The organism is Methylophaga pinxianii (assembly GCF_020447225.1).
In the GTDB taxonomy this organism is placed as follows: domain Bacteria; phylum Pseudomonadota; class Gammaproteobacteria; order Nitrosococcales; family Methylophagaceae; genus Methylophaga; species Methylophaga pinxianii.
The window spans coordinates 1-25,193 of the sequence record NZ_JAJAEO010000146.1 but is presented as its reverse complement, the minus strand read 5'-3'; the positions used below and the strand labels follow the sequence as shown (position 1 = coordinate 25,193).

Sequence of the window (25,193 nt, the reverse complement as noted above, 5' to 3'; positions counted from 1 at the left end):
CAGGCGCCTATCCAGCCCCAGCATTTGCAGCAAGAGGGCTGGATTTTTAATGGCATGACTTAGTTCATCTTGCCAATCAGCAAAGATTACGTCAGCTTGCGATTGCGGTATCATAGTGGGCTTTGATTTTGTGAACAGGCGACGATCGTCCCCCAAAAGAGGTAAGCATGGCAAGTTATAGTACAAATGAGTTTAAAGCCGGACTGAAATTCATGATGGATGGCGATCCTTGCAACATCATCGAAAATGAATTTGTTAAACCCGGTAAAGGTCAAGCGTTTAACCGCGTAAAATTCCGCAACCTGAAAACAGGTCGTGTTAACGAACGTACTTTCAAAACCAACGAAACCGTCGAAAGTGCTGATGTCGTTGAAATAGAGCTGGAATTTTCCTACAGTGACGGTGAATTCTGGCATTTTATGGATCCCACTAGTTTTGAACAATATGCTGCTGATGCTAATGCCATCGCCGAAAGTAAAGACTGGCTTAAAGAGCAATATAGCTACACAGTCACACTGTGGAACGGCACGCCATTATTGGTGACTCCACCCAACTTCGTTAACCTCACTGTGGTAGAAACTGACCCGGGTGTGCGTGGTGATACTTCAGGTGGCGGTGGTAAACCGGCAACTCTGGAAACAGGTGCCGTGGTACGTGTTCCATTATTTATTGAAATTGGCGAAGTGTTACGCGTTGATACCCGTTCAGCCTCTTACGTTGAACGTGCCAAGAAAGATTAAAGCAACTTTGGTTTGTGCGTTTGATGTCGAGAAGTATGATATGCCTTCACACAAAGCATAAGTAATGCTGCAGGGCGAGCAATTACTAAAATTATTAAAACGGCGGGCAGAGCTATTGGCGAATGTCCGCCGTTTTTTTTCGGTTCGTGATGTGCTGGAAGTCAGCACGCCTATTCTTTCTTCGGCCGGACCAACAGCACCATATCTAGACAGTTTTTCTACCCAGTTTTCAGCTGGAAATGATTCCAAAACTCTTTATCTGCATACTTCGCCTGAATTTGCGATGAAACGCCTGTTAGCAGGTGGCAGCGGGGCCATATATCAGATTGCCAAGGTATTTCGGAATGGTGAGTTAGGACGGCAACATACACCCGAGTTTTCTATGCTGGAATGGTATCGTCCTGGTTTTTCCCTAGCCGATTTAATGAACGAAGTAGATGCATTGATGCAACAGGTGATAGGTTTACCCGCTGCAGTCATCTTTACCTATCGTGATTTATTTTTAAACTATCTGCAGCTGGATATTCATCAGAGCGAGGATGAGACTCTTAAACAACTCGCTTTAGAACGTATCGCTGGGCTCACAGCAGATTGGCAAACTGATCGTGATGGCTGGCTGGAAATGCTGATGAGTGAGGTGATCGAGCCACAGTTTAAAGAGTTGAAAACTCCGGTAATGGTGACAGAGTTTCCGGCCTCGCAGGCGCAATTAGCAAAAATCGAAATGAATACTGACGGGCAACCGGTCGCGAGACGTTTTGAGCTTTATGCCGGAGGAATGGAACTGGCCAATGGTTATGATGAATTATGTGATGCTGCTGAGTTAAGACAACGTTTTGAGCTGGATAATAAATCTCGTCAGCAACAAGGCAAACCACCGATGCCAATAGATGAAAATCTGCTGGCGGCTATGCAATCAGGTTTGCCTCAATGTAGTGGTGTGGCTTTAGGATTGGATCGCTTATTGATGTTACATCTGGATGTATCCGATATCAGCATGGTGCAGAGCATTCCATTTATTGAAAGCTAAGATGGGCTTTTTATAACGACGTAAAGTGCTTTTTTACAATTGAGTCAGGTTTTTTGGTGGCCTGGGCTTTCAATATTATGACCGTTCGTTACAGCCGCATTCAGTGCAAAGATACTAACTCCTCAGATGCCGCTCGATAGTATCGATACAGCACAATATCAGCTAAAAATTTCTAAATGTTTAACCGTCCATCATATTCGGTAACCAAAGCGTGAGCGCCGGGAAGCTGATAAGCAATCCCAGCACGAGTAATTGAATCCCCACAAAAGGAGTGATGCCTTTATAGATATCCATCAGTTTAAGGGTGGGCGGAGCGCTGGCTTTCAGGTAAAACAGCGAAAAACCAAACGGTGGCGTCAGAAACGAGGTTTGCAGATTAATCGCAATCAGCAAGGCAAACCATAGGGGATCAATGTTCAGATGGATGGCTACCGGTGCGATTATCGGCACTACAATAAAGCAAATCTCAATAAAATCCAGGAAAAATCCCAGTATGAATATCAACAGCATACTGAGGACTAGAAATGTCCATTTACCACCCGGTAGTCCGGAAAAAATATCCAGAATCAGTTCATCACCACCCATACCGACAAATACCAGACCAAATGCAGTGGCGCCGATAAAGATCAAAAACACCATACTGGTCAGTCGCGCCGTTTTTTGCATCGCATCGCGCAGATTAGGCAGCGTCAAACGACGATGCAGGGCAGCCAGAATCAATGATCCAAGCGCACCCACGGCAGCGGATTCGGTGGGGGAGGCGATTCCATAAAAGATAGAACCCAAGACCGCGATTATTAACAATAAGGGTGGCAGCAGACTCTTTAAGACACTAATCCACAGTGCTGCCAGTTCCGGGTTATCATCGCGTACTGCTGGGGCCAGATGTGGATGACGCCATGCCACATAGCCTATGTAGAGAATGTAAGCCAGAATCAGCATCATGCCCGGCACGACAGCGCCAATAAATAATTCACCCACTGGCACGCCGATTACATCACCCAATAAAATCAAAATAATGCTGGGCGGAATAATTTGTCCCAAAGTGCCGGAAGCGGCAATTGTGCCACTGGCTAATGATGGCGCATAACCGCGCTTTAACATGGAGGGTAAAGCAATCACGGTCATGGTTACGACGGATGCTCCGACTACGCCGGTAGTCGCCGCGAGCAATGCTCCCACCATGACCACCGAGATGGCCAGACCACCCCGGATACGGCCAAATACCCGTCCCATCGTATCCAGCAATTCTTCGGCCACTCCGGACTTTTCCAGCACGACACCCATAAAGACAAACAGCGGAACGGCCAGCAAGGTAAAGTTGGTCATAACGCCCCAGATGCGAAATGGCAACAGCTCGAAAAAATCAAAGCCCAGGTAAATACTGCCAAAGAGCAGCGAAATGGCACCTAATACAAATGCAACCGGATAGCCAGTAAGCAGCAGCAGAATCAATAAGGCAAACATCAGCAAAGCAACATATTCCATTATTTCTGCTCCTGATGACGAATAATACGGACATTGCGGATCAACTCGGCCAACCCCTGAATCATTAACAACAGAAAACCCAGTAACAAAGCTGATTTCAGAATAAACCGATAAGGTAAGCCGCCGGGGTCTGGAGAACCCTCCTGATAGAGAAAGGCGTTGTAGGCGAAAGGCCAGCTACTGATAAGTATCAATAAGCAAAAGGGCATTAGAAATAGCAGAATGCCAATTACATCCACCCAGGCACGCTGTTTATCACTCAGCCGATGACTACGATAAAGTATATCTACCCGCACATGACCATCATGTTTCAATGTATATGCGCTGCCAAGCAGAAATATCAATGCAAATATATGCCACTCGAGTTCCTGTAATCCCACCGAACCTTGTTGAAACAGGTAACGCATCATTACGTCATAACAGGTTAATAACACCAGCAGTAAGACTAACCAGCTACTGAGTTTCCCTGTGTATTCGGTGAAACGGTTTATCGACGTTTCCAACGAGATAAAAAAACGATGCATGGCGGTTTCGGTCATCAATAAAAATAAACGACAAAGTTTCCCACAAACCGACCCGTTGCTCCAGCAATTCACTTGTTAGTGAATTTTATGATTCGACTTTCCGCAACCCGTTAAGGAAGTGGTAAAGTGCTATTGACTTACCATTAATAAGGAGAAATGACATGGATAACACCGGTCTGAACAATAATGATGAAAAAAATCAACTGATACGTTTGTTGTATATGTTGCTTTATGGTTTTGTGCTGTATCTGACAATGTCGGTATTAGCGATCGTGGTTATCGTGCAGTTTGTTTTTGCCCTGTTCAGTGGCAGTTCCAATGAATCGATTCGGAGTTTTTCGAAAGATCTGGCTCAGTTTATACAGCAAATCGTTTTGTTTCTGACTTACAATGACGATAAAAAACCTTTTCCTTTCAACCCATTATATGATGAGGTAGAGGTTGAGGCAGTCTATAATAATGATGATTATATTGCTGATTATGAAGATATTACTGATCGTGATGACCCCAATGCACCTAAACCTTAAAATGGACTAAAGGAAGTTTACATTTCTTATGCTTACTGTAATTTCTCCCGCGAAGACGCTCGATTTTGATACGCCTTCCCATACCAAAAAACATACTCAACCTCGCTTTCTTGCCCAATCGGAGCAACTGATCGAGCAATTAAAAAAACTGTCTTCACAAGAAATCGCGAGTTTAATGAGTATCAGTGATAAGTTGGCAGGGCTGAATATGGCGCGGTTTCAGCAATGGCAAACGCCATTTACTGAAGACAATGCCAAACAAGCCATTCTCGCATTTAAAGGGGATGTGTATACCGGACTGGATGCAGAAACACTTGATGAAAAAGGTCTGGATTTTGCGCAACAGCATTTACGCGTTTTATCAGGTTTATACGGGGTATTACGACCACTGGATTTAATGCAGCCATATCGCCTGGAAATGGGCACCTCTTTTCAAAATGATGCCGGCAGAGATCTCTACACCTTTTGGGGCGATCAACTACAGAAATCACTGGAAGCCGAACCCGCGCTAGAAGATGGAATATTGATTAATTTAGCGTCAAATGAGTATTTCAAGGCGGTAAATGCTAAAAAACTCAAAGCAACAATTATTACTCCAGTATTTAAGGACTGGAAGAATGGTCAATATAAAATGATCAGTTTTTATGCTAAAAAAGCTCGGGGTCTGATGAGTCGTTACATTATTGATCATCAGATTGATTCGCCGGAAAAACTCAAGCAATTCGACTCGGAGAGCTATCGCTTCAGTGCGGAAATGAGTCAAAAAAATGACTGGGTGTTTATCCGGGATCATCAATAATCAAGGTAGGGCTTAATAGGCAATGAAGCCAGGGATGGAATATCGTTTTTTAAGCCGGATAGCACTGATTTCCATATTTTTCGTGAGTCATGCTGCTACAGCTGAGGTGGTGCTCACTGAAGAAGAACAGCGTTATCTCCAACAAAAACAGCAGATTAAACTTTGTGCAGATCCGGATTGGCTACCATACGAAGGCATTGATGAAAATGGCGATTTCATAGGAATAATGTCAGATTTTTATAGCTTGTGGTCTGAGAAAATCGATACGCCAATTCAACTTATTCAAACCTCGAGCTGGGAACAATCGCTTGAATTAGCGCAGGCCGGTCAATGCGATATTCTGTCGAGTGCTCAGGATGTGCCAAGTCGGCGTGCCTGGATGGATGTCACGAATCCGTATATTTTTTACCCATTAGCTATAGCCACTCAGCCCGATCATGAGTTTGTTGTGAAGTTCGAACAAATTTTAGAGCGTGATTTTGTGGCGGTGGAAGGCTATGCCGCCACTGAAATGCTGCGTGAACGTTATCCGGAGATCAATATAACCACAGTTAAAACCTCACGTGAAGGCCTGAAAATGGTCGAAACCGGTAACGCCTACGGCTTTATCGATACTGTTCCCACTATCAATTATCAAATGCTCCGCTGGGGAATTTCCCATTTGAAGATTAGTGGAGTATTGGACTTGCACTATGCCATGTCGGTTGGGATTAGCAAATCCCAGCCGCAGTTACTGGGCATTTTCAATAAGCTAATCACCGATACATCCGAACTTGAACGTCAACAGGTGTTGAATAACTGGTTATCTATAGATTATAGGCAGCCTGAAGATAAGCGATTGTTCTGGCAATTATTTCTGGCGGTATTACTGGTACTTGTCGTGTTGATTTATCGTTATAGACAAGTCCATTCCCATAATCGGAATTTACGCGATTTAAATACTCAGTTGGAGCAAATTTCTCAGCATGATCATCTGACCGGATTGGCTAATCGATATGCCTTGCATCAACGGTTTAATGTCGAAATCGAAAGGGTAAGTCAAACGCAGCAGCGGTTTTCATTGATCATCCTGGATGTGGATTATTTTAAAACCATTAATGATAAATTTGGGCATGATATTGGAGATGAGGTCATTAAAGAATTTGCTGTGCTATTAAAATCAATGGTACGTGAAAGTGATCTGGTGGGACGATGGGGCGGGGAGGAGTTTATGATTCTATGCTCACAAACCTCGGTTTACGGGGCTTTCCAGTTGGCCGAACAAATACGGGTCGGTGTGGAGAGTCACGTTTTTACAGCCAATCAGAAAATAACTTCGAGTTTTGGGCTGAGTGACTATAGGCAGGGTGAAACCATTGGTGATACGATTAAACGCGCGGACGATGCACTCTATCGTGCTAAAAATAATGGTCGGAATCAGATTGTAATGGCGGACTCTGATTAATATGAATTCAAAACATCCCCATGGTTTAACGCCCGGGCGTTATTTTTTTGCTTTGTTGCCAGATCTGCATTCCCGCATTCAGATACAAAATATAATGAAACGTCTGCCGGAAGACCCCTCTCAGAAATTGCAAACCACTGACAATCTGCATCAGACATTATTGTTTCTTGGTCACTTGGAACAAAAACAAATCAATAACTTGTTAACGCTTTCAACCTCCTTTCGTGACACGGCAATACATATGCAGTTTGACCATCTGACCTACTGGGATGTCCCTAAAATATTATGTTTGACCAGCCGGGCACCCAGTACGGCATTATTTAATCTGGTAGAGAGACTTCAGGAGCTTGCCAAACAAGCCGAAATCACCATCGATATCAGGCCATATCAACCACACATCACACTCGCGCGAAAAGTGCATGAAGCAGTATCCGTTCCGATGGCACCAGTCCGGTTTGAAGCCGAAGAACTGGTGTTAATGAAATCTGTATCCACAGCTCAAGGCCCTCAATATCAACCAGTGATGCATTGGCCAATTACAGCGGATTGATTTTCGCTATTCTGGTCACTGATAACAGTACAAATCTGTTATAAAGATCTTTCTCTTACCATGGCTAATCCAGTAATGATTTCAAAAGTCAAACGCATTCGCCTAAGCTCGTTGTTAGTGCTTCTGTATGTGTTGTTATCCAGTGAGAAATTATTGGCTGAGCCAATGGTTTTACGTGTTGGTGTATATGAAAATCCGCCTAAACTGGGTTTGGGAGAAAATGATCAAGTCAGTGGTATTTTAGGAGATATCCTGCAGGGAATGGCTGCAGAAGAAAATTGGCAATTGGTCGCGGTGCCGTGTTTCTGGAACGATTGTCTGGAGCAGCTGGCCACTGGCGAAATAGATATCCTGCCCGATGTGGCCGCCAGCACCGAGCGCAGTGAACTATATGATTTTCATACTACGGCCGCATTACTCAGCTGGTCCCAGATTTATGTGAAACGTGGGCATACGCTAAGCAGTTTATTGGAGTTGGATGGTAAACGGCTCGCCTTGCTTAAAGGCTCAATTCAATATGATTACCTCAGGCAATTGGCGGAAAATTTCAATATTGATGTCACCTTTGTTTTGGTGGATACACAGCAAGCGGCTTTTGCCGCGTTAGAAAGTAATGTGGCTGATGCGGTTACCGCTAATAATTTTATCAGTGAACTTAAAGCCGCTGAGCTGAATTTAAAATCGACGCCAGTCGTATTCCAACCAAGCCGGTTATTTTTTGCGGTACCGAAAAATAAACATGCAGAGGTATTGCAAGCTATTGATAGTTATTTACAACAATGGCAGGCAGATGCGGACTCGCCTTATTTTACAATATTAAAAAAATGGAATAGTACGCCCGCTAAAGTGGTTATTCCCGACGAAATCTGGTGGTTGCTGATTGCCTTGCTGGTGGGATTTCTCAGTGCGTTGTTGTTTTCACTGTTGATGAGACGCCGAGTAAAAGAAAAAAACAGTTCCCTGCGTCAGACCCAGCAAAACCTCAATATGATTCTCGACAGTGTCGATGCCCATGTTTATATCAAAGATCTGCAGTTACGGTATCAATACGTTAATAAGAATGTATGCAAACTGATTAACCTGGAAGAGAAGCAAATCATTGGTCAAACCGATGAACTGTTTTTTGACGCAGAAACGTGTAAAAGATTGCGTAAAAATGACTTACTGGTCCTTGAAAAAGGGCAGCGCGTTGTTGAAGAGGAAATCAATAGAGTGCACGGCATCGATAATCCTCAGACTTTTTTGTCGGTCAAGCTGCCGCTCCGCCGTGAAGATGGAACTATCTATGCGTTATGTGGTATTTCCACCGACATTACCGATTATCTACTTATTCAGAAACAACTTCGAAAACTGGCGTTGTATGATTCACTCACCGGTCTTGCCAACCGGCGTCAGTTAATGGAGTTTTTGGAAGAGTCTCTGGCACATGGCCGCCAAACTGAGACAGAAGGCGCTTTACTGATTGTCGATTTGGATGCTTTTAAAACGCTGAACGATACCTTGGGCCATCACGCCGGTGATTTACTATTGCAAGAGGTATCCAAGCGCCTGCAATCCAGATTATTGCCGCATGAGCTGGCCGCGCGATTGGGATCCGATGAGTTTGTTATTGTTAAACCCAATATGGGGGAAAATCGGCATGAGGTTGAGGTGATAGCTCAGCGTTGTGCTGAAGAAATTCTGCAGGATTTTGTCTTGCCATATGTACTTGACCAAACACAATATATTGCATCAGCAAGTGTCGGTATTGCCCTGTTTTCCGATGCAGATGGTGATGTCGAGCGTTTATTACAGGACGCCGATATGGCGTTATATCGTGCCAAATCTTCAGGACGCAATAGCCTGCGATTCTTTGACCCGACCATGCAGTTGGAAGTAAACCGGCGCAGCCAGTTGGAACGTAAATTAAGAGAAGCGATTTCTCAGCATCAGCTTGAATTATATGTCCAACCCCAAATCAGCAGTGATCAACAATATGTTGGTATGGAAGCTTTATTACGTTGGCATGATCCGGTTGAGGGTTTTATCTCACCTGCAGATTTTATTCCGATTGCCGAATCCAGTGGACTGATAATACCTTTAGGTGCCTGGGTATTACGAGAAGCCTGCCACATTCTTGCCGAGTGGGCCAAAGTGCCTGAAATGGAAAACCTGACTTTAGCCGTAAACATCAGCCCCAGACAATTCCGTCATTTGCAATTTATCGACTATATTGATAGCTGCCTCGATGAATTAGGTGTTAATCCAAATCATCTGGAACTGGAGGTCACTGAGAGTTTATTAATTGAAGATATTGATCAGACAATTGAGCGTATGAATGAGCTAAGGCAACGTGGATTGCGGTTTGCCTTGGATGATTTTGGTACCGGTTATGCCTCATTAAGTTATTTGAAGCTTCTGCCGTTGAATAAATTGAAAATTGATCAGTCTTTTGTACGGGACGTATTGACCGATATAAATGATGAGGCCATTGTCAGCACTATTATTGCCCTGGGCCAAAGTCTGGACTTAGCGGTTATCGCCGAAGGGGTCGAAACAGTTGAGCAGGCCGTTTTGCTGGAAAAGTTTGGATGCCATGTCTATCAGGGCTATTATTTTGGCAAGCCTGCTCCGGTAGCTGAATGGCAGCAAATTATCACTGCCAAACGATCAGCACATAAAACCGAGCCTAAAAATCCCTCTCAGATTCACTCCTAGCTTGCGCAACTTAACCGTTTAAATTGATTTAAACGCCTTACCTCCTGTTAAACATTGTATGGCTTTTTTAATCAAAAACGTTATAAATTGGCTTTTTACCCATACAATAGTCCACTTCTAAAAGTTGTCTCCATACATTTTTGTTCTTTGTATGTAAATAAGTTTGTTTTTGTCGGGATAAATGCATAGCGTATAGCCATTAGGTTTATTGGTGATCGACTATGCGATTGTGGAAAGCCCGAATTGAAACCGATGCCAAATCCAAGTATCTGGGCATCGTTGAAGCACTGGAAGCGGATATTTATTCCGGTTATGTTAAAGCCGGTGATCGCTTGCCAGCGCAACGTGCTGTTGCTGAAGCGCTAAACGTCGATCTGACGACGGTGACCCGGGCCTTTAATGAAGCACGTCGGCGTGGATTAATTGATGCGACAACCGGACGTGGCAGTTACGTGCGTCAGCATGTGGAAAGCAAGCTGATTTCACATATTTCCGGTGCAAGGCCGTTACTGGATTTGAGTATGAATAATCCACCTCAACCCGAGTCAGCCGGTTTGCAGCAACATATTCCCCAAGGTATTGCACAGCTTATTTCCGGAGCCGATCGGGTATTGCAAATGCATTATCAGGATAGTGCCGGCAATCCCCATGATCGAAGTGCGGCCTCCGCCTGGTTAGGTCAATCGATAAGCCATGTCTCCACGGATCGCACTTTAATTACTGGTGGAGCGCAATCAGCCTTGTATGCCATTTTGCATTGTATGGCTCAACCTGGCGATGTCATTGCCTGCGGTGAATTTGTCTACCCGGGGTTGAAATCAGCTGCTGAACAACTTCAATTGATCTTGCAACCACTCAGCATGGATGAAGAAGGGGTCCTTCCCGATGCCTTTGAACAAGCGTGTCGTGAGCAATCCATCAAGGCAATTTATCTGGTGCCGACCATGGATAATCCGACCACCGCCACAATGTCTTTATCCCGCCGCCAGAGAATTGTGGCGGTAGCAGAAGAATATGACATAAGCATTATTGAAGATGATCCCTATTCGCCACTACAGACCCAGCCCATCAAAGCATTAGTTGATCTGGCTGCCACTCGCACCTGGTATATACGCACACTTTCCAAATGCATCACGCCCGCGCTGAGATTGGCCTATGTCATTGCTCCCAGCAACTCTCAGGCGCTCGGACTTGCAAACGTATTGCGTGCTATCAGTGTGATGGCCTCGCCCTTAATGGCCGCACTGGTAACACGCTGGATTTATGATGGCCGGATTAATCGCTTTGCTGAAGCCATTCGCGAAGAAAATCGTCTGCGTCAGCAAATAGCCAGTGAGTTATTAGCGGGAATGACATTTTACAGCCATCAAGAGGGTCATCATATCTGGTTGCAACTTCCCAGCTGCTGGCAAGCCAATGCATTTGCTGAGCAAGCAACCGTACTGGGGGTTTCTGTAGTGGCCTGTAACAGTTTCGGCTTTAACGAGCATCAGCGGCAAGCGGTAAGACTTTCTCTGGGGTTGTCACCCGACCATGCAACGTTATCCCAGGCGCTCAATATTTTACGTGGCTTGTTAATACAGCCAGCCACCACATCACATCACATCATCTGACCCAGAGGTGAAACATATTTATGATTGAACAACCTATTCACTTTATGGAAAAAAACGGCGATATCTATGAGGAAATGGCTGATTGGGATGTGAATGCCGGTGGCGAGAAAATCGTTGCCAAGCGCATGTCAGGTCGGTTTCGTAACCTTAAATGGTTTGGTATGTCGGTCTGGTTGATTTACTTTCTGGTTCCCTATATTCGCTGGAATGACAGTCAAGCTGTATTACTGGATATTCCCAATCGACAATTTCATTTTTTTGAATTGACGATTTTCCCGCAGGATATCTGGATGCTCTCTCTGACTTTACTGTTTTTTGCCATTCTCTTGGCGGCAGTCACCAGTATTGCCGGACGGGTTTTCTGTGGTTATTTCTGCTTCCAGACTGTGTGGACCGATATATATACCTGGATTGAAGGTAAATTCGAAGGCGATACGCCTCAAAAACAATTACGCTTTAAACAAGCACCCTGGTCAGTGAGCAAAGTACTGAAAAAATTCAGTAAGCACAGTTTGTGGCTAGCGATTGCCTTGCTGACCGGTTTGACGTTTTCCGCCTGGTTCACCGATGCATTTGAATTATGGCGTGATGTCTTCAGCTTTCAGGCTCATGTAGCGGTATGGATTACCATGGCCATCTTTACGACCTTTACCTATGTCTTTGCCGGATTTATGCGTGAGCAAGTGTGTTTCTGGTTATGTCCATACGCCCGTTTACAAGGTGTGATGTATGATCAGAATACCGTTTTACCGGCTTATGACGCAGAACGCGGAGAGCCACGCGGTAAACTGAAAAAAGGTCAGACTGATCCAAGTAAGGGCAGTTGTATTGATTGCAAGCTTTGCGTCAATGTCTGCCCCACCGGCATTGATATTCGCAAAGGGCAGCAGGAGGGTTGTATTACCTGTGGCATGTGCATTGATGCCTGTGATTCGGTGATGGACAAAATCAATGAACCGCGAGGTTTAATTCGCTACGCATCCTATGCTGAGCTGCAAGGTCACAGCAAACCGCAGCCATTGTATAAACGTCCGCGAGTGATCATTTACAGTCTTATCCTGCTGGCCTCTCTGGCCGGTATTGTCTATGGCTTTTTAACATTATCAGCAACAGATTTCAGTGTCAGACCGGATCGCCAGCCCTTATTTGTACGTCTTAGTGATGGTTCGATTCAGAATCGTTACACACTGAAATTGCTCAACAAACAGAATGTACCAATTGAGGTGCAATATCAGGTTGAAGGGCTGGATGGAGCAACGCTGCATGGTTTAGATGAAACCTATACGATCGAGCCAGCCAAAGTACATACGGTGACCGCGCTGGTTCGTGTAACGGAGTCTGAGTTGCAAAGCGGTATCAGTCCCCTGATATTCCATGTCGAAGTGATTGCTGGACCGCAATCCAATATTTCCTACAAGACTATCTTTATCGCACCCGAATAACGGGTGCGATAAGTTATTTAATCTTTTTGTTTGATAAACAGTTCGTAGAGATCGGCGCGGCGATCTTTTAGATTGGTTACTGCGCCTTCATTACGCACCAGTTTGAGTTTGTCCAAATCCAGATCCGAGAACATGATCATTTCGCTGTTTGGTGTGGTTTCTGCCATGACCGCGTCATGAGGAAATGCAAAGTCGGAAGGTGAAAACACTGAGGATTGTGCATATTGCACGTCCAGGTTTTCCACTTTCGGCAGATTGCCAACGCTACCGGTGATGGCCACGTAACATTCGTTTTCAATTGCCCGTGCCCGAGCACAATGACGAACGCGTAAATAACTGTTTTTGGTATCGGTCCAGAACGGTACAAAAATAATATCCACTTCCTGGTCAGCTGCAATCCGTCCCAGTTCAGGAAACTCAATGTCATAGCAGATCATAATCGCCACTCGGCCGGCATCCGTTTCAAACACCTGAAATTTATTGCCTCCTTCTATGACCCAATCACGCCGTTCGTGAGGTGTGATGTGGATTTTACGTTGCTCTTCCACCCGTCCATCTCGGTGACAAAGATAGGACACATTGTAGACCCGGTCATTTTCCAGAAGTGGCATCGAACCGGTAATAATATTGATGTTATAACTGACCGCCATTTCCGACATTTCATCGCGAAACTGCTCGGTAAAGCCTGCCAGAAAACGAATCGCCCGGGTTTGATCCATCTGATCGGTCAGTCCCATCAGCGGAGCATTGAAAAACTCGGGAAAAAGCGCAAAATCACTTTTGTAATCTGATAACGCGTCAACAAAGTATTCAACCTGTTTCAGTACTTCCTCTACGGAGGTGAATTCACGCATTTGCCACTGCACCGCGCCTAATCTGACCTGTGTTTTCTTGACGTTCAATACTGAGGACGGCGGGGTGTAGAGAATGTTATTCCAATCCAGTAACGTGGCATGCCCAAGAGATTTCTCATCTTCGGGCAGATATTTATGCATCAACCGCATCACCTGAAAATCATTGGAAAGCTGAAAGGTTAGGATCGGATCATAAATTTCTTTACGCGAGACTTGTTCGATATATTCTGCTGGTGACAGTTTATCGGCGAATTTATAGTAGTTAGGAATGCGTCCACCGGCGAGAATCGCCCGCAGATTCATCGAACGGCATAATTCCTTACGGGCTTCATACAAACGACGGCCCAATCGGTAACCACGATATTCCGGATGGATAAAAACATCCAGTCCATAAAGTGAATCGCCATGAGGATTGTGCCAGATTTTGTCGTTACTCAGAATCAAATCATCATAGGTATGAGGATTACTGAAGCGTTCATAGCTGACCATAACGGTCAATGCGACTGCAATCAGCTCACCTGAGTCTTCGATACAAATCTGTCCATCTTTAAACTGTGTGATTAAGCCTTCAATCGTCGGTTGAGGCCAGGCTCCCCCGATATCGTTATAAACAGTATCCATCAGATTTTTGAGCTGATCGTAATCCTCCAAGGTAAGATTACGTAAATTCAGGTGCAGCTCTTCATGGGCCATATACGCTCCGCGGTTCAATGATGAAATATCCTGTTGAGTCTAGCAGATGACGGGCGGCATGTTCAGACGCTGCGACGATTATTTACGAGTTAACCCTGGCTAACGCTGTTCATGTGACGTGCTGCTATATTGCCGAACAAAAGGATTGTTATGACAGTTGATCAAATCATTATTTTTTCGGTACTTGGCGCAACACTTGGCTTGTTTATCTGGGATAAACTGCGTTATGACATCGTCGCAGTGTTGGCGCTATTAACTGTTGCCATCACCGGACTGATTCCTGCTGACGAGGTGTTTTCCGGACTGGGACACCCCGCCGTAGTCACGGTAGCGGCAGTGTTGATACTCGGGCAGGCATTGGTGAATGCCGGTGTCGTGGATGCCATTGCAAGGCAACTCACACGCGTGGGCAATCATCCAGCGATGCAGATGGCGGCGTTGACTGTGACGGTGGCGGTATGCTCTGGGTTTATGAACAATGTGGGCGCACTGGCCTTATTAATGCCCGTTGCGATCTGGATGTCACGCCAGAGTGGACACTCCCCGTCGATGTTTTTAATGCCATTGGCGTTTGGGTCTTTGTTAGGCGGTTGTCTGACTTTAATTGGTACGCCACCCAATATCATCATAGCCAGTTATCGAACTCAAACTGATGCATCTGCCTTTGGCATGTTTGATTTTTTACCAGTCGGAGCCGCGATTACCGTGGTCGGTGTGCTTTTTCTGGTCTTTTTCGGGCGTTTTTTAACCCCAAAACGCCAGGCAACGCAAGGTGATGATGAATTATTTGAAATCAGCAGCTATCTCACAGAGGTAACCGTACCGGAAGAATGTGAATATGCTGGACGCAGCCTGAGGGATCTGGTTGCTGCGGTAGAGGATGAGGCCGATATCACCGTCGTCGCCCTGGTTCGTCAGGAAGAACGCTTTAATACTCCTTCCATGTACAAAGTGTTGCAACAGGGTGATGTGTTATTGATCGAAGCCGACTCCGACAGTTTAAAAGCACTGACGGATGTGACAGGGTTGAAGCTGGTGGGGGACAAAACCGATGAACACATCAAAGAAGACACTGAATCTTCTACATCGGAAAAACACCAAGATCTGGAGGTGGTAGAAGCCATTCTGGCACATGACTCCATTCTGGTCGGCAATACCCTAAGCAGTCTGTCTATCCGCCAACGGTATGGAATCAATATTCTCGCTGTGGCACGCCGAGGCCATCAATTAAAGCAACGACTACACAAAACCCGCTTTGTGGCAGGAGATATTTTGTTGATGCAAGGTGGCGAAGATGTGCTTAAGTCTGTGATGGGAGATCTTGGATGCTTACCACTGGCATCACGAGGCTTGCGCTTGGGACAACCTCGAAAAGTAGCTATTGCCTCTGCCATTTTTGTAGCAGTTATTTTATTGATTATGCTGGATGCAGTCTCCACCGCCACAGCCATGGTGGCGGGTGTGGTGGCAATGTTTTTTGCCGGGTTATTGCCTGTAGCCAAGTTATATAAAAGCCTGGATTTGCCGGTTATTGTGCTCTTGGCGGCTATGCTTCCGGTGGGACAAGCTCTGGAAACGACTGGGGGATCTGAATTAATTGCCGGCTTATTACTGAATATGGCGGAATCCACCCCACCTGCGGTAACTCTGGTTATCCTGATGGTGGCGACCATGTTGTTATCGAATATTATTAATAATGCCGCAGCAGCCATACTGGCGGCACCGATCGCCTTAAGTGTGGCGAGTGGCATGGATGTTTCGGCTGATCCACTATTGATGGCAGTAGCGATAGGTGCTTCTTGTGCCTTTTTGACACCGATTGCACATCAATCAAATACACTGGTGATGGAACCGGGAGGATACAGCTTTACAGACTACTGGCGACTGGGTTTGCCTTTATCCATTTTGGTGATACTGACTGCATTACCGGTCATTTTATGGGTTTGGCCACTCTAAACTTGTAATTGAGATGGCTGACCCAATCTTAGAAAAACGCTTACTTTACGAATTGTCTGCATACAGGAATTAAAATGGCTCAGCAAATTGTTCAACTGCAACTCAGCGGTATGCGCTGTGCAGCCTGTGCGAATACCATTGAAAAAGCCTTGAAAAAGACGCCTTCGGTTAAATCGGTACAGGTAAATTACGCCAATGAAATCGCCACCATTCGTGGCGAAAGTCTTGAAGCAGACAAATTGATAAATGCTATCGAACAAGCGGGATATCAGGCGCAATTGATTGATATTGAGCATCAGCAAGATACACGACAGAATTTGCAGAAAGTGCAGCTATATAAATTTATTGCTGCTGCAATTTTGTCTCTGCCATTGCTCTATAGCATGATTGGTCATTTTAGCTGGACCAGGGATTTACCGATCCCCTCAATTTTAATGAACGCCTGGATACAAATGGCGTTGGCCACTCCTGTGCAGTTTATTATTGGCTGGCAATTTTATCGTGGCAGTTATTACGCCTTAAAAAACCTTAGTGCCAATATGGATGTGCTGGTCGCACTGGGAACATCAGCTGCCTATTTTTACAGTGTGTGGCTCACTTTCCAATTTGGCGCGAATGCCGCGCATGATGGTTTGTACTTTGAAACCAGCGCGGTGTTGATTACCTTGATTTTGCTGGGTAAATGGTTTGAAGCACGCGCCAAAGGTCATACCTCTGAAGCAATACGCAAACTGTTAAAGCTCCAGCCCCAACAAGCCTTGCGTGAGTCTAAAGATGGCCTGACCCAGTTGGTTTCGGTTAAAGAGCTGAAACAGGGCGATATTGTGCAGATTAAACCTGGACAACAGATTCCAGTTGATGGCGTGATAGTCGAAGGACAATCTGCTATTGATGAATCTATGCTGACCGGCGAAAGCATGCCGGTGGAAAAAACTGTGGATGACAAGGTTGTCGGGGCCACGTTCAATAAAAATGGTTTTTTACGCGTGCGCGCTACTCATCTGGGAGAAGCCGCAGCGCTGGCACGAATTGTCCGGGTAGTCGAAGAGGCACAAGGCTCCAAAGCACCTATTCAGCGTTTAGCCGATAAAGTTTCCGGCGTTTTTGTCCCCGTGGTGGTTTTCATTGCGCTGATCACGTTTTTAGTTTGGTGGATATGGCTCACCCCGGGTGATGTCGGCCGAGCATTAGAAACGATGGTCGCTGTGCTGGTGATAGCCTGTCCCTGTGCGTTGGGACTGGCGACCCCGACCTCTATCATGGCCGGGTCCGGACGAGCGGCGGAGGCTGGAATTTTATTCAAGCAAGCTGACACACTGGAATTAACCCAGTCTTTGACTGCAATTGTGTTTGATAAAACCGGTACGTTGACCCAGGGTAAACCTGCATTGACAGATTTTGTGGTTGCAGAGGGCTATGAAAAAACCACTGTCGCCGGGATGGTTATCGCTGTTGAAAGCAAATCCGAACATCCTCTGGCGCAAGCAATAGTTGATGGTCTAACCCGTCAAAACCTTCCTAAAATGCAGGTTGATGAGTTTAGTGCGCTAAGTGGTCATGGCGTGATGGGCAAGATCAAACTCAATGACCAATTATGCCAAATTCGTTTAGGGACCAAAAAACTGATGCAGGATCAGCAAATCGATATTGGTCACTGGCAACAGCAACAACAGCAATTGGAACAGCAAGGAAAGACCGCTATGTTGATTGCGCTAGATCAACAGGTCATCGGTTTGCTGGCCGTCGCCGATACCCTTCGGGACACTGCTAAATCTGCTATTAGCGCTTTAAAAGAACGTGGATTACAAGTGATTATGCTGACCGGAGATAATAAACGCACAGCCGATGCAATTGCCCTTGAGTTAGGCATTGATAAAGTGATTGCTGAAGTTTTGCCCGAGCACAAGGCAGATAAAATCCGCGAATTACGTCAGCAGGGCCAAGTGGTGGCGATGGTTGGAGATGGTATCAATGATGCGCCAGCACTGGCCGAAGCTGATGTTGGCATTGCAATGGGCAGCGGTACTGATGTGGCCATTGAGACTGCTGATATTGCATTGATGCGTACCGATTTAAACGCGGTGAACACGGCGATTCAATTAAGCCATCTGACGGTGCGTAACATTCGACAAAATCTTTTCTGGGCTTTTGGCTACAATTCTCTTGGTATACCGATCGCGGCAGCAGGATTACTGGCCCCGTGGCTTGCCGGTGCAGCCATGGCTTTTAGTTCCATTTCTGTCGTATTAAATTCCTTAAGATTGCAGCGTCTGAAAAATATCCACTAGCTCGGATGCCCAATCTTCTGTGTAAGATTAACAGATTGTTTACAAGCATTTTCACGCCATTATTACTGTTAATTAAATTTTGAGTTCAGATCTACCGGATGCTGATGTAATATCCCTATACCAAACAACGACCAAGTTTGCCCTCAACTAAAGGTTGGACCAATGGCGGCAGAAGAACCGGTAAGTAAACTTGAGCAATGGAAGTATAAATACCTTGAGCTGCTCGAACGCAATGAGAAACAGACTGTTTATACTCAACTTCTGGAACGCAGTCTGGGAAGATTGGCTTTGGTTTCCGAAGGCTTGGATCCCGCGCTGGATAATCAGCTACAGTCACTGCGCAATGAACTGCGCAGTAATAAAGACGCTGCACGCATTAAAGAAACGCTGGAAAAAATCCAGCAATGCATCAGCAATATGGATGAAACGCCACGAAGTTCCGATGCTTCGGAGTTAATACGCCATCTTGTGCTATCGCTGAACATTCCGAATGATTCACAATCCCGTGCAGATAACCTGTTGATTCAACTAAAAGATGCCTCGAATCAACAAGTCAGACAGTTATTACCTGACTTGGTGGGCTTATTGGATAACATGATATCCACTGGGGATGAACCACAGGCTTCGGCTAAAAATCCACCAGGCATCTTCCAAAAACTGGGATTGAGCAAAGTCAATACGGACATAGCACAGTTGTTATGCAGTTTGATCGATAACCTGCAACTGCCAGAGATGTTTACTCAACAGCTTCAGTCAATAAGAGAACAGGTAACGGCACCTGCCAATAAAAAAAACTTACCTCAGATAATTGACGCTTTATGCAGTTTAATTAATTCACTGGGTGACCAGGCACAGCTTCAGCAACTTGAATATCGTGCTTTTCTGGCTACCTTAAGCGAACGAATCAACGAATTGGATGATTTGTTAAGAGTGACCGTTAAAGATGAAGAAGAAGCGTTTCAACAACGGCAAAAAATCGGCCGAAAAGTGGATGCCGGGTTGGACGATATCTATAAACAAATTGATATCACCAGTGAACCACGTGAATTAAAATCCATTATTCGAGCTCGACTAACGGCTTTATCCGGTGCTGTCGATGAATATCGAAATGCCGATCAACACCGCTACTATCAATCGCAGGTTGAAATCAAAAAACTGAATGATCGGCTTCAGGAAATGGAAGCTGAGGCCAAGTCTTTGCAGGATGGTATTCGTAAAGCACATGAAATGGTACGCAAGGATTCATTAACCGGCATTAGTAACCGTCAGGCGTTAATGGATGCACTGGAAACCGAATATATCCGTTGGCAACGCTATAAACAGCCTTTGACTCTAGTGATATGGGACATTGATAATTTTAAACAGATCAATGACAGCCTTGGTCATCTGGCAGGAGATAAGATTCTCATTCGAATTGCTGAAATTTTATCTTCTTCGACTCGTGAAATGGATTTTGTCGCTCGGTATGGCGGTGAAGAGTTTGTCGGGCTATTTCCGGCCACATCGTTAAACGAAACGCTGGGACTGGCTAATAAAATTCGCGATGAAATCAAACGTACCCGTTTTTTATACGATGGCAAGCACGTACCGATTACCGTTTCTGCGGGGGTAGCCACTTTTCATCAGGGAGATAATACTGAAAAAGTGTTTAAACGCGCTGATCTGGCATTGTTTAAAGCCAAAAATCAGGGACGAAATATTTGTGTGATTGAAGAGTTCAGCACTAAACCCTGATATTTTCGGTTTGTGCTTAGTTGTCGCGTCGATAACCGGGTTTTTCTGTTCAGACTGGCATGATTGTCTGTTTAATTGGAGTTGTTATGAAATTTATCAGTTTGATTTTATTTAGTATTTCAGCTCCTTTGCTGGCAGCAGACGACTGTTCGAATGCCAGTACGACCTATGACATGGGCGTGTGCATGACAGAACAGCTGGAGCAGCAAGAAGTGACATTACAGCATTATCTTGCCGAGGCCAGGGCACGTTATGCCGAAAATGAAGAGGTAGTTGCGTCAATTGAAAAAGCGCAACAAAGCTGGCTGGTATACCGACAGGATCAGTGCAGTTCGATTTATAACATTTGGAAAGACGGCACTATCCGCAGCATCATGGGGTTGAGTTGTTCGATTCGCATGACAAAATTACGCACCCATCAGATCTGGCACAGTTATCTGACTTACATGGAAGACACGCCGCCATTATTACCTGAGCCACAGATTGACTGAACCGGTAAGTTCGCATTTGACGAGCAGTTTAACGTGACAAATCCACGCTGTTAACGTTGGTCATTTTCGCTCGGTATCAAAGTTATCTGGCGCCGCTTTTTGGGGATATGTTGAATCTGCCAGTGAGTAATAGCCCAGTCCCATAATGCATCCAGTCCAATATGGGCCAGCTCGGCTGGTGGCTGCATGCCTAAAAACTGAAAGACACGACACAAGACGGCACCACTGTCTCTTAATTTGACGGGTTGTGCCCGAGTTTGTTTACTGAGTTTTTCTCCATGCAAATTGGTCGCCACGGGGATATGAGCATATTCAGGGGTATTAAAGCCTAACTGCTGTTGTAAATAAATTTGTCGGGGGGTGGAATCAAGCAGATCGGCGCCGCGAACAATATGAGTGATGCCCTGCAGCGCATCATCAGCCACCACCGCCAGTTGATAGGCAAATAAACCATCCGCACGTTTCAGAACAAAATCCCCGACTTGTTGGCTAAGTATCTGGCTTTGCCTGCCTTGAACCCGATCCTCAAATTCAACATTGTTATCGATGACCCGCAGTCGCCAGGTTCGTGGCCGTTTATCCGCTGGTAAACCGTCACGACAAAAACCCGGATAAACCGGACCATCAATGCCCACTCTTGCCAGTGTTTGAATGGTTTTGCGTGTACAGGCACAAGGGTAGGCGAGGTCTTGTGATATTAATTGCATGAGTAATTGCTGATAAATCTCGTTGCGCTGGCTTTGATATACAATTTCTTTATCCCATTGAAATCCAAAGCTTCTCAGGGTGTCGAGAATATCCTGTGCCGCACCTGCTACCTCGCGGGGTTTATCCAGATCTTCCATCCTGACCAACCATAGCCCCTGATTGGCTCGTGCATCCAGATAGCTGGCTGTCGCAGCGACCAGAGAACCAAAATGTAAAGGGCCAGTCGGTGACGGGGCAAATCGCCCGATATAAGGAGAAGATGTTAAGTCTGAATTCATATTTAGATGCGATAATCGAACACGTAAAATGTACCAAGCCATAAACAAATGTCACAACTCGAATTTATGACTGAAGATTATCTTTTTGTATACGGTACCCTGCGAAAAAACACTGCTCGCCATAACTTGTTGCACTCTTTATGTGAGTATCTGGATAGCGGAACCTTGCAGGGGTGTTTATATCTGGTTGGGGGGTATCCGGGTGTGGTAGCCAGTCATGATTCACAACAGCGGGTTGTGGGAGAAGTTTATCGTATCCATCATCACCAAAGGCTGTTTGCCAAGCTCGATGATTACGAAGAGTGCTCTTCCAGTTTTGCTGAGCCACATGAATATATCCGTCAGCAACAAACGGTTACTCTCAGCAATGGATTAAAGGTGTCAGCGTGGGTATATCTCTATAACCGGCCGGCAACCGGATTGAAACTTATTGCCTCCGGTGACTTTCTCAATCCCTAACTTAATGAACTTATCAACAGAATTTCTTTCAGCGTTTTCTGAGCTAATCAACAGCTGAAGTGCTAAAAAAGAGGATATATGTTTCGATCAGATGCTTTTCGCCAGCAAGCCCAAAACTGGCAACACCAATTCCGACAGTTACAATCTGCCGGTCTTTTGCAGCGAATCTTTGCCTGGATCCTACTGGGGCTGGTGATGATGCTGAGTCTGGCATTACTGGTTTTTGTATTGTTACTCAGCTGGATTTTGGTTCCATTGATGCTGTACCGGGCGCGCAAACAAATGCGTAAGGCTCAGCAAGCAGGGTATCAACAGCAACCGTTCACGCAACATTCATCTCGACAATCGCGTCATGAGACCCATATTATTGAAGGCGAAATTGTCAGCCGTAAAGACGAGTGACTTTTTGATTTGCGCCTTGAAACATAAGCATTGACCAAGGAGGTCAGGTTTGTCCGAGACTCTTAGCCCAATTGGCTTTACTGCTGTTGAAGACTGGACGGTAGAGGATTTTTACCGGTTTTTTCATCAGCTTAATATTCTGTACAACCGCCTCTATGTGCTGGAAAAGATAAAACACAAAGGGCAAAGCCGAAATCTCAAAAATGCCTTTTCTGGTTCGTTATCTTCAGTCAGTGACTCTCATCGTCTGACTATCAAATCCATCGAAATCCATTCCCCCGGTGACTTTAATTTATTGGGGCTGGATAAAATTATTCAGCAGCTACGTGATTTGTGGAAGGATATTTCCTACCAAAATCGATTGAGCAAACAGCAGCTTGCCGAGCAAAACCGTCATGATAAAAAAATGCATCAACTTAAAGAAGTGGCCGCTACACAGAAGTTACTAAAGAACCAGATCACGTTGATGCGTGAGCTGGGTTACACTGAAGACGAAATTGCAGAAGGCATGAAAGCACTGTCCGATCCCATTGAACAGTTAGTTGAGCTGGCGAACAGTCGAAAAATTTCGTTGAAATAGAAAGCTCCATCACCGGCTATGGGTAAATAAAGCGCATAGAACAGAGCATTGGAATGCTTGAAATCAACGAATAAGGTAAAAAGGGATGCAGCGATGACAAAACTAACGGTTCTGTTTATTGTGCTGATAACACTGGGATCAAGCCTAAGCCATGCCCATTCAGGTCGCACTGATAAAAATGGGTGTCACAAAGATACCAAGGCGGGCCCTTCCCATTGTCATTGAATATTTCCCCAACCTGATAGAAAAACGGCGGGTATCCCGCTTATCCCGCCGTTAATTCAATTCCCTGTTTTGCTCACGGAGTAATATTCAGATTACCACCGAAAATGCCGACCAGGCCGATAATAATCAGGTAAATGGCTACGATGTAGTTGAGCAGACGCGGTACCACCAATATCAGGATACCGGCTATCAGAGAGATCAGTGGAGTCAGTGCAATAGTCATCTTTTTTCCTCGCTGTGATGTTGTTTTTGTGTGTTGCAAAGCCAGTATGCCATGAATTAATCCCAATTGACGACAGTGCCAACCGAGCGCCATTCTTTCACGCAAAGCATTCTTGCTATGACATCGGCTTTCGTAACATTGAATCATTATCGCTTGAAAAAGCAGACGGATTTATTTTTGCTACGTTATCAACTTCCGGCTCAGGTGCACATGCTGTTAATAACAAGCCGAGTAAGGGTAGAATCACTTTTAACCGAGTGAGTGAAACGCTGTTTTTCAACATGGTGACATCCTCCAACCCAAGTAAAGATAAATAAAAGCTAACATTTTGATATGAAAAAGGAAATTATGCCGTCTTTTTACTCCCAAACCCCGCTGGTTAAACAGTTTAATATAAACTGATAACGCCTTCTGTTTAGATATTCAGGATCCCAATGCAAGCACATTATTTTCAGCATGTTCCTTTTGAAGGTCTTGGCAGTATTGAAGCGTGGCTTAACACTAATGACTATCACATCAGTTCCACAGCGTTTTATCAGTCTGCCGCTTTACCTGATATTGATACTGTAGATTTTCTGGTGGTGATGGGCGGGCCAATGAGTGTGAATGATGAAGCGCATTATCCCTGGCTGGCAGCAGAAAAACAGTTCATCCGACAATTCATCGAAACTGGTAAACCGGTTTTGGGTATTTGTTTAGGTGCTCAGCTGATCGCCAGTGCCATGGGTGCCAGAGTGTATGTCAATAATGAAAAAGAAATTGGCTGGTGGCCGATTCAGGTGACTAACAATCATTCTGCTGCTGTATTCCATTTTCCTGAGAGTGCCATGGTTTTTCACTGGCATGGCGAAACCTTTGATTTACCTGAGAACAGTATTCATTTGGCAGAGAGTTTTGGTTGTAAAAATCAGGCTTTCCAATTAGGAAGCTCGGTGATTGGTTTGCAATTCCATCTAGAGACCACCCATCGCTCTGCACAGGCCATTGTTGAAAACTGTATCGAGGATTTGCTGCCTGCGCCCTATGTACAAGCCGAAGCTGAAATATTATCAGCGAGTCCGGGGCAGTATCAGCAAATCAATCAGCTAATGAATCATGTTCTGGATTATTTGCATGCTGTTTAAAAATCAAACACTGGTAATAGCGAGATGACAAATCAGCAACTCGAACAGTATCTGCACCAACATATCCCGTTGTCAGCGGCGATGCAGGTTACTGTGAAGGAAATAACCGCAACCACCTTAACTCTCCAGGCACCTTTGACACCCAATATCAATCATCAGGAAACCGTTTTTGGCGGCAGTGCATCGACATTGGCAATTCTGGCTGCCTGGTCGTTATTGCACACAAGGTTAACGCGAGAGGGGGTAGTTTTCCATCTGGTCATCCGACGCAATGAGATGGCTTACCTTAAACCCATGAGGACTGATTTTTCGGCGATTGCCACA

The 25,193-nt window shown here is 45.2% G+C and carries 25 protein-coding genes; 19 read left to right on the top strand and 6 right to left on the bottom strand.

Annotated elements, in window-relative coordinates; genetic code table 11:
• The first annotated feature begins 167 nt into the window (after positions 1 to 167).
• Together efp and epmA are read left to right on the top strand one after the other, a co-directional pair.
• The gene (gene efp, locus LGT40_RS03435) at positions 168 to 740 is read left to right on the top strand and encodes an elongation factor P (protein WP_226070993.1); all 573 of its coding nucleotides are present in this window, start codon (positions 168 to 170) and stop codon (positions 738 to 740) included.
• A 64-nt stretch (positions 741 to 804) separates the two neighbouring features.
• Entirely contained in the window at positions 805 to 1,770 is a 966-nt protein-coding gene (gene epmA / locus LGT40_RS03430; protein ID WP_226070995.1) for an EF-P lysine aminoacylase EpmA, read from the top strand.
• A gap of 180 nt (positions 1,771 to 1,950) precedes the next feature.
• Here epmA and LGT40_RS03425 read toward each other — a convergent pair whose 3' ends face one another.
• Both LGT40_RS03425 and LGT40_RS03420 read right to left on the bottom strand, forming a co-directional pair.
• Positions 1,951 to 3,258: a TRAP transporter large permease gene (locus LGT40_RS03425; RefSeq protein WP_226070996.1), complete on the bottom strand. Its 1,308-nt coding sequence runs from the start codon at positions 3,256 to 3,258 to the stop codon at positions 1,951 to 1,953.
• Positions 3,258 to 3,782: a TRAP transporter small permease subunit gene (locus LGT40_RS03420; protein ID WP_226070999.1), complete on the bottom strand. Its 525-nt coding sequence runs from the start codon at positions 3,780 to 3,782 to the stop codon at positions 3,258 to 3,260. Before LGT40_RS03420 ends, LGT40_RS03425 begins: the two co-directional genes overlap by 1 nt.
• A 161-nt stretch (positions 3,783 to 3,943) precedes the next feature.
• Here LGT40_RS03420 and LGT40_RS03415 point away from each other — a divergent pair, with 161 nt between their 5' ends.
• From LGT40_RS03415 to ccoG, 7 genes are all read left to right on the top strand, one after another.
• Positions 3,944 to 4,309 (top strand): DUF4389 domain-containing protein, encoded by a 366-nt coding sequence (locus LGT40_RS03415; RefSeq protein ID WP_226071001.1) that lies wholly within the window; start codon positions 3,944 to 3,946, stop codon positions 4,307 to 4,309.
• A 28-nt stretch (positions 4,310 to 4,337) separates the two neighbouring features.
• The gene (gene yaaA, locus LGT40_RS03410) at positions 4,338 to 5,108 is read left to right on the top strand and encodes a peroxide stress protein YaaA (protein ID WP_226071002.1); all 771 of its coding nucleotides are present in this window, start codon (positions 4,338 to 4,340) and stop codon (positions 5,106 to 5,108) included.
• A 34-nt stretch (positions 5,109 to 5,142) separates the two neighbouring features.
• Positions 5,143 to 6,552 carry a diguanylate cyclase gene (locus tag LGT40_RS03405; RefSeq protein ID WP_226071004.1) on the top strand — a complete coding sequence of 470 codons (1,410 nt, stop codon included), beginning with the start codon at positions 5,143 to 5,145 and terminating at the stop codon, positions 6,550 to 6,552.
• 1 nt (position 6,553) lies between these two features.
• Positions 6,554 to 7,102 carry an RNA 2',3'-cyclic phosphodiesterase gene (thpR, locus tag LGT40_RS03400; RefSeq protein WP_226071006.1) on the top strand — a complete coding sequence of 183 codons (549 nt, stop codon included), beginning with the start codon at positions 6,554 to 6,556 and terminating at the stop codon, positions 7,100 to 7,102.
• A gap of 60 nt (positions 7,103 to 7,162) precedes the next feature.
• Positions 7,163 to 9,799: an EAL domain-containing protein gene (locus LGT40_RS03395; RefSeq protein ID WP_226071008.1), complete on the top strand. Its 2,637-nt coding sequence runs from the start codon at positions 7,163 to 7,165 to the stop codon at positions 9,797 to 9,799.
• 221 nt (positions 9,800 to 10,020) lie between these two features.
• Positions 10,021 to 11,412 carry an aminotransferase-like domain-containing protein gene (locus LGT40_RS03390; RefSeq protein ID WP_226071010.1) on the top strand — a complete coding sequence of 464 codons (1,392 nt, stop codon included), beginning with the start codon at positions 10,021 to 10,023 and terminating at the stop codon, positions 11,410 to 11,412.
• 20 nt (positions 11,413 to 11,432) lie between these two features.
• Positions 11,433 to 12,854, top strand: coding sequence for a cytochrome c oxidase accessory protein CcoG (gene ccoG / locus LGT40_RS03385; RefSeq protein WP_226071012.1), 1,422 nt, complete (start codon positions 11,433 to 11,435; stop codon positions 12,852 to 12,854).
• A 17-nt stretch (positions 12,855 to 12,871) separates the two neighbouring features.
• Here ccoG and LGT40_RS03380 read toward each other — a convergent pair whose 3' ends face one another.
• The gene (locus LGT40_RS03380) at positions 12,872 to 14,401 is read right to left on the bottom strand and encodes a bifunctional GNAT family N-acetyltransferase/carbon-nitrogen hydrolase family protein (protein WP_226071014.1); all 1,530 of its coding nucleotides are present in this window, start codon (positions 14,399 to 14,401) and stop codon (positions 12,872 to 12,874) included.
• Between the two features lie 150 nt (positions 14,402 to 14,551).
• Here LGT40_RS03380 and LGT40_RS03375 point away from each other — a divergent pair, with 150 nt between their 5' ends.
• The 4 genes from LGT40_RS03375 (at position 14,552) to LGT40_RS03360 (ending at position 20,870) form a co-directional block, all read left to right on the top strand.
• Positions 14,552 to 16,357, top strand: a complete 1,806-nt coding sequence (locus LGT40_RS03375; RefSeq protein WP_226071016.1) for an SLC13 family permease — start codon at positions 14,552 to 14,554, stop codon at positions 16,355 to 16,357.
• Positions 16,358 to 16,431: 74 nt separating this feature from the next.
• Positions 16,432 to 18,645 (top strand): heavy metal translocating P-type ATPase, encoded by a 2,214-nt coding sequence (locus LGT40_RS03370; RefSeq protein WP_226071018.1) that lies wholly within the window; start codon positions 16,432 to 16,434, stop codon positions 18,643 to 18,645.
• Positions 18,646 to 18,807: 162 nt separating this feature from the next.
• Positions 18,808 to 20,379 carry a GGDEF domain-containing protein gene (locus LGT40_RS03365; RefSeq protein ID WP_226071020.1) on the top strand — a complete coding sequence of 524 codons (1,572 nt, stop codon included), beginning with the start codon at positions 18,808 to 18,810 and terminating at the stop codon, positions 20,377 to 20,379.
• Between the two features lie 86 nt (positions 20,380 to 20,465).
• The gene (locus tag LGT40_RS03360) at positions 20,466 to 20,870 is read left to right on the top strand and encodes a lysozyme inhibitor LprI family protein (RefSeq protein WP_226071022.1); all 405 of its coding nucleotides are present in this window, start codon (positions 20,466 to 20,468) and stop codon (positions 20,868 to 20,870) included.
• A gap of 50 nt (positions 20,871 to 20,920) precedes the next feature.
• Here the strand turns inward: LGT40_RS03360 and gluQRS are convergent, their stop codons facing one another.
• On the bottom strand, positions 20,921 to 21,898 hold the full coding sequence (gene gluQRS / locus LGT40_RS03355; protein ID WP_319000258.1) for a tRNA glutamyl-Q(34) synthetase GluQRS: 978 nt from the start codon (positions 21,896 to 21,898) through the stop codon (positions 20,921 to 20,923).
• A 6-nt stretch (positions 21,899 to 21,904) separates the two neighbouring features.
• Here gluQRS and LGT40_RS03350 point away from each other — a divergent pair, with 6 nt between their 5' ends.
• The 4 genes from LGT40_RS03350 to LGT40_RS16545 all read left to right on the top strand — a co-directional run bounded on the left by LGT40_RS03350 (position 21,905) and on the right by LGT40_RS16545 (position 23,522).
• Positions 21,905 to 22,315: a gamma-glutamylcyclotransferase family protein gene (locus LGT40_RS03350; RefSeq protein WP_226071024.1), complete on the top strand. Its 411-nt coding sequence runs from the start codon at positions 21,905 to 21,907 to the stop codon at positions 22,313 to 22,315.
• Positions 22,316 to 22,393: 78 nt separating this feature from the next.
• The gene (locus tag LGT40_RS03345; RefSeq protein ID WP_226071025.1) at positions 22,394 to 22,717 is read left to right on the top strand and encodes a hypothetical protein; all 324 of its coding nucleotides are present in this window, start codon (positions 22,394 to 22,396) and stop codon (positions 22,715 to 22,717) included.
• 49 nt (positions 22,718 to 22,766) lie between these two features.
• On the top strand, positions 22,767 to 23,297 hold the full coding sequence (locus LGT40_RS03340; RefSeq protein WP_226071027.1) for a hypothetical protein: 531 nt from the start codon (positions 22,767 to 22,769) through the stop codon (positions 23,295 to 23,297).
• Positions 23,298 to 23,390: 93 nt separating this feature from the next.
• Positions 23,391 to 23,522 carry a YHYH domain-containing protein gene (locus LGT40_RS16545; protein ID WP_226071029.1) on the top strand — a complete coding sequence of 44 codons (132 nt, stop codon included), beginning with the start codon at positions 23,391 to 23,393 and terminating at the stop codon, positions 23,520 to 23,522.
• Positions 23,523 to 23,595: 73 nt separating this feature from the next.
• On the opposite strand, the gene LGT40_RS03330 is transcribed toward LGT40_RS16545, so the two are convergent.
• Together LGT40_RS03330 and LGT40_RS03325 are read right to left on the bottom strand one after the other, a co-directional pair.
• Positions 23,596 to 23,745 (bottom strand): DUF3096 domain-containing protein, encoded by a 150-nt coding sequence (locus tag LGT40_RS03330; protein ID WP_014707945.1) that lies wholly within the window; start codon positions 23,743 to 23,745, stop codon positions 23,596 to 23,598.
• Between the two features lie 115 nt (positions 23,746 to 23,860).
• Positions 23,861 to 24,028, bottom strand: coding sequence for a hypothetical protein (locus tag LGT40_RS03325; protein WP_226071031.1), 168 nt, complete (start codon positions 24,026 to 24,028; stop codon positions 23,861 to 23,863).
• A gap of 151 nt (positions 24,029 to 24,179) precedes the next feature.
• Between LGT40_RS03325 and LGT40_RS03320 the strand changes: the two genes are divergently transcribed.
• Together LGT40_RS03320 and LGT40_RS03315 are read left to right on the top strand one after the other, a co-directional pair.
• Positions 24,180 to 24,869 (top strand): type 1 glutamine amidotransferase, encoded by a 690-nt coding sequence (locus LGT40_RS03320; RefSeq protein ID WP_226071033.1) that lies wholly within the window; start codon positions 24,180 to 24,182, stop codon positions 24,867 to 24,869.
• 24 nt (positions 24,870 to 24,893) lie between these two features.
• Positions 24,894 to 25,193 (top strand): YiiD C-terminal domain-containing protein (locus LGT40_RS03315; protein WP_226343158.1); only part of this gene is annotated, 300 nt, incomplete at its 3' end.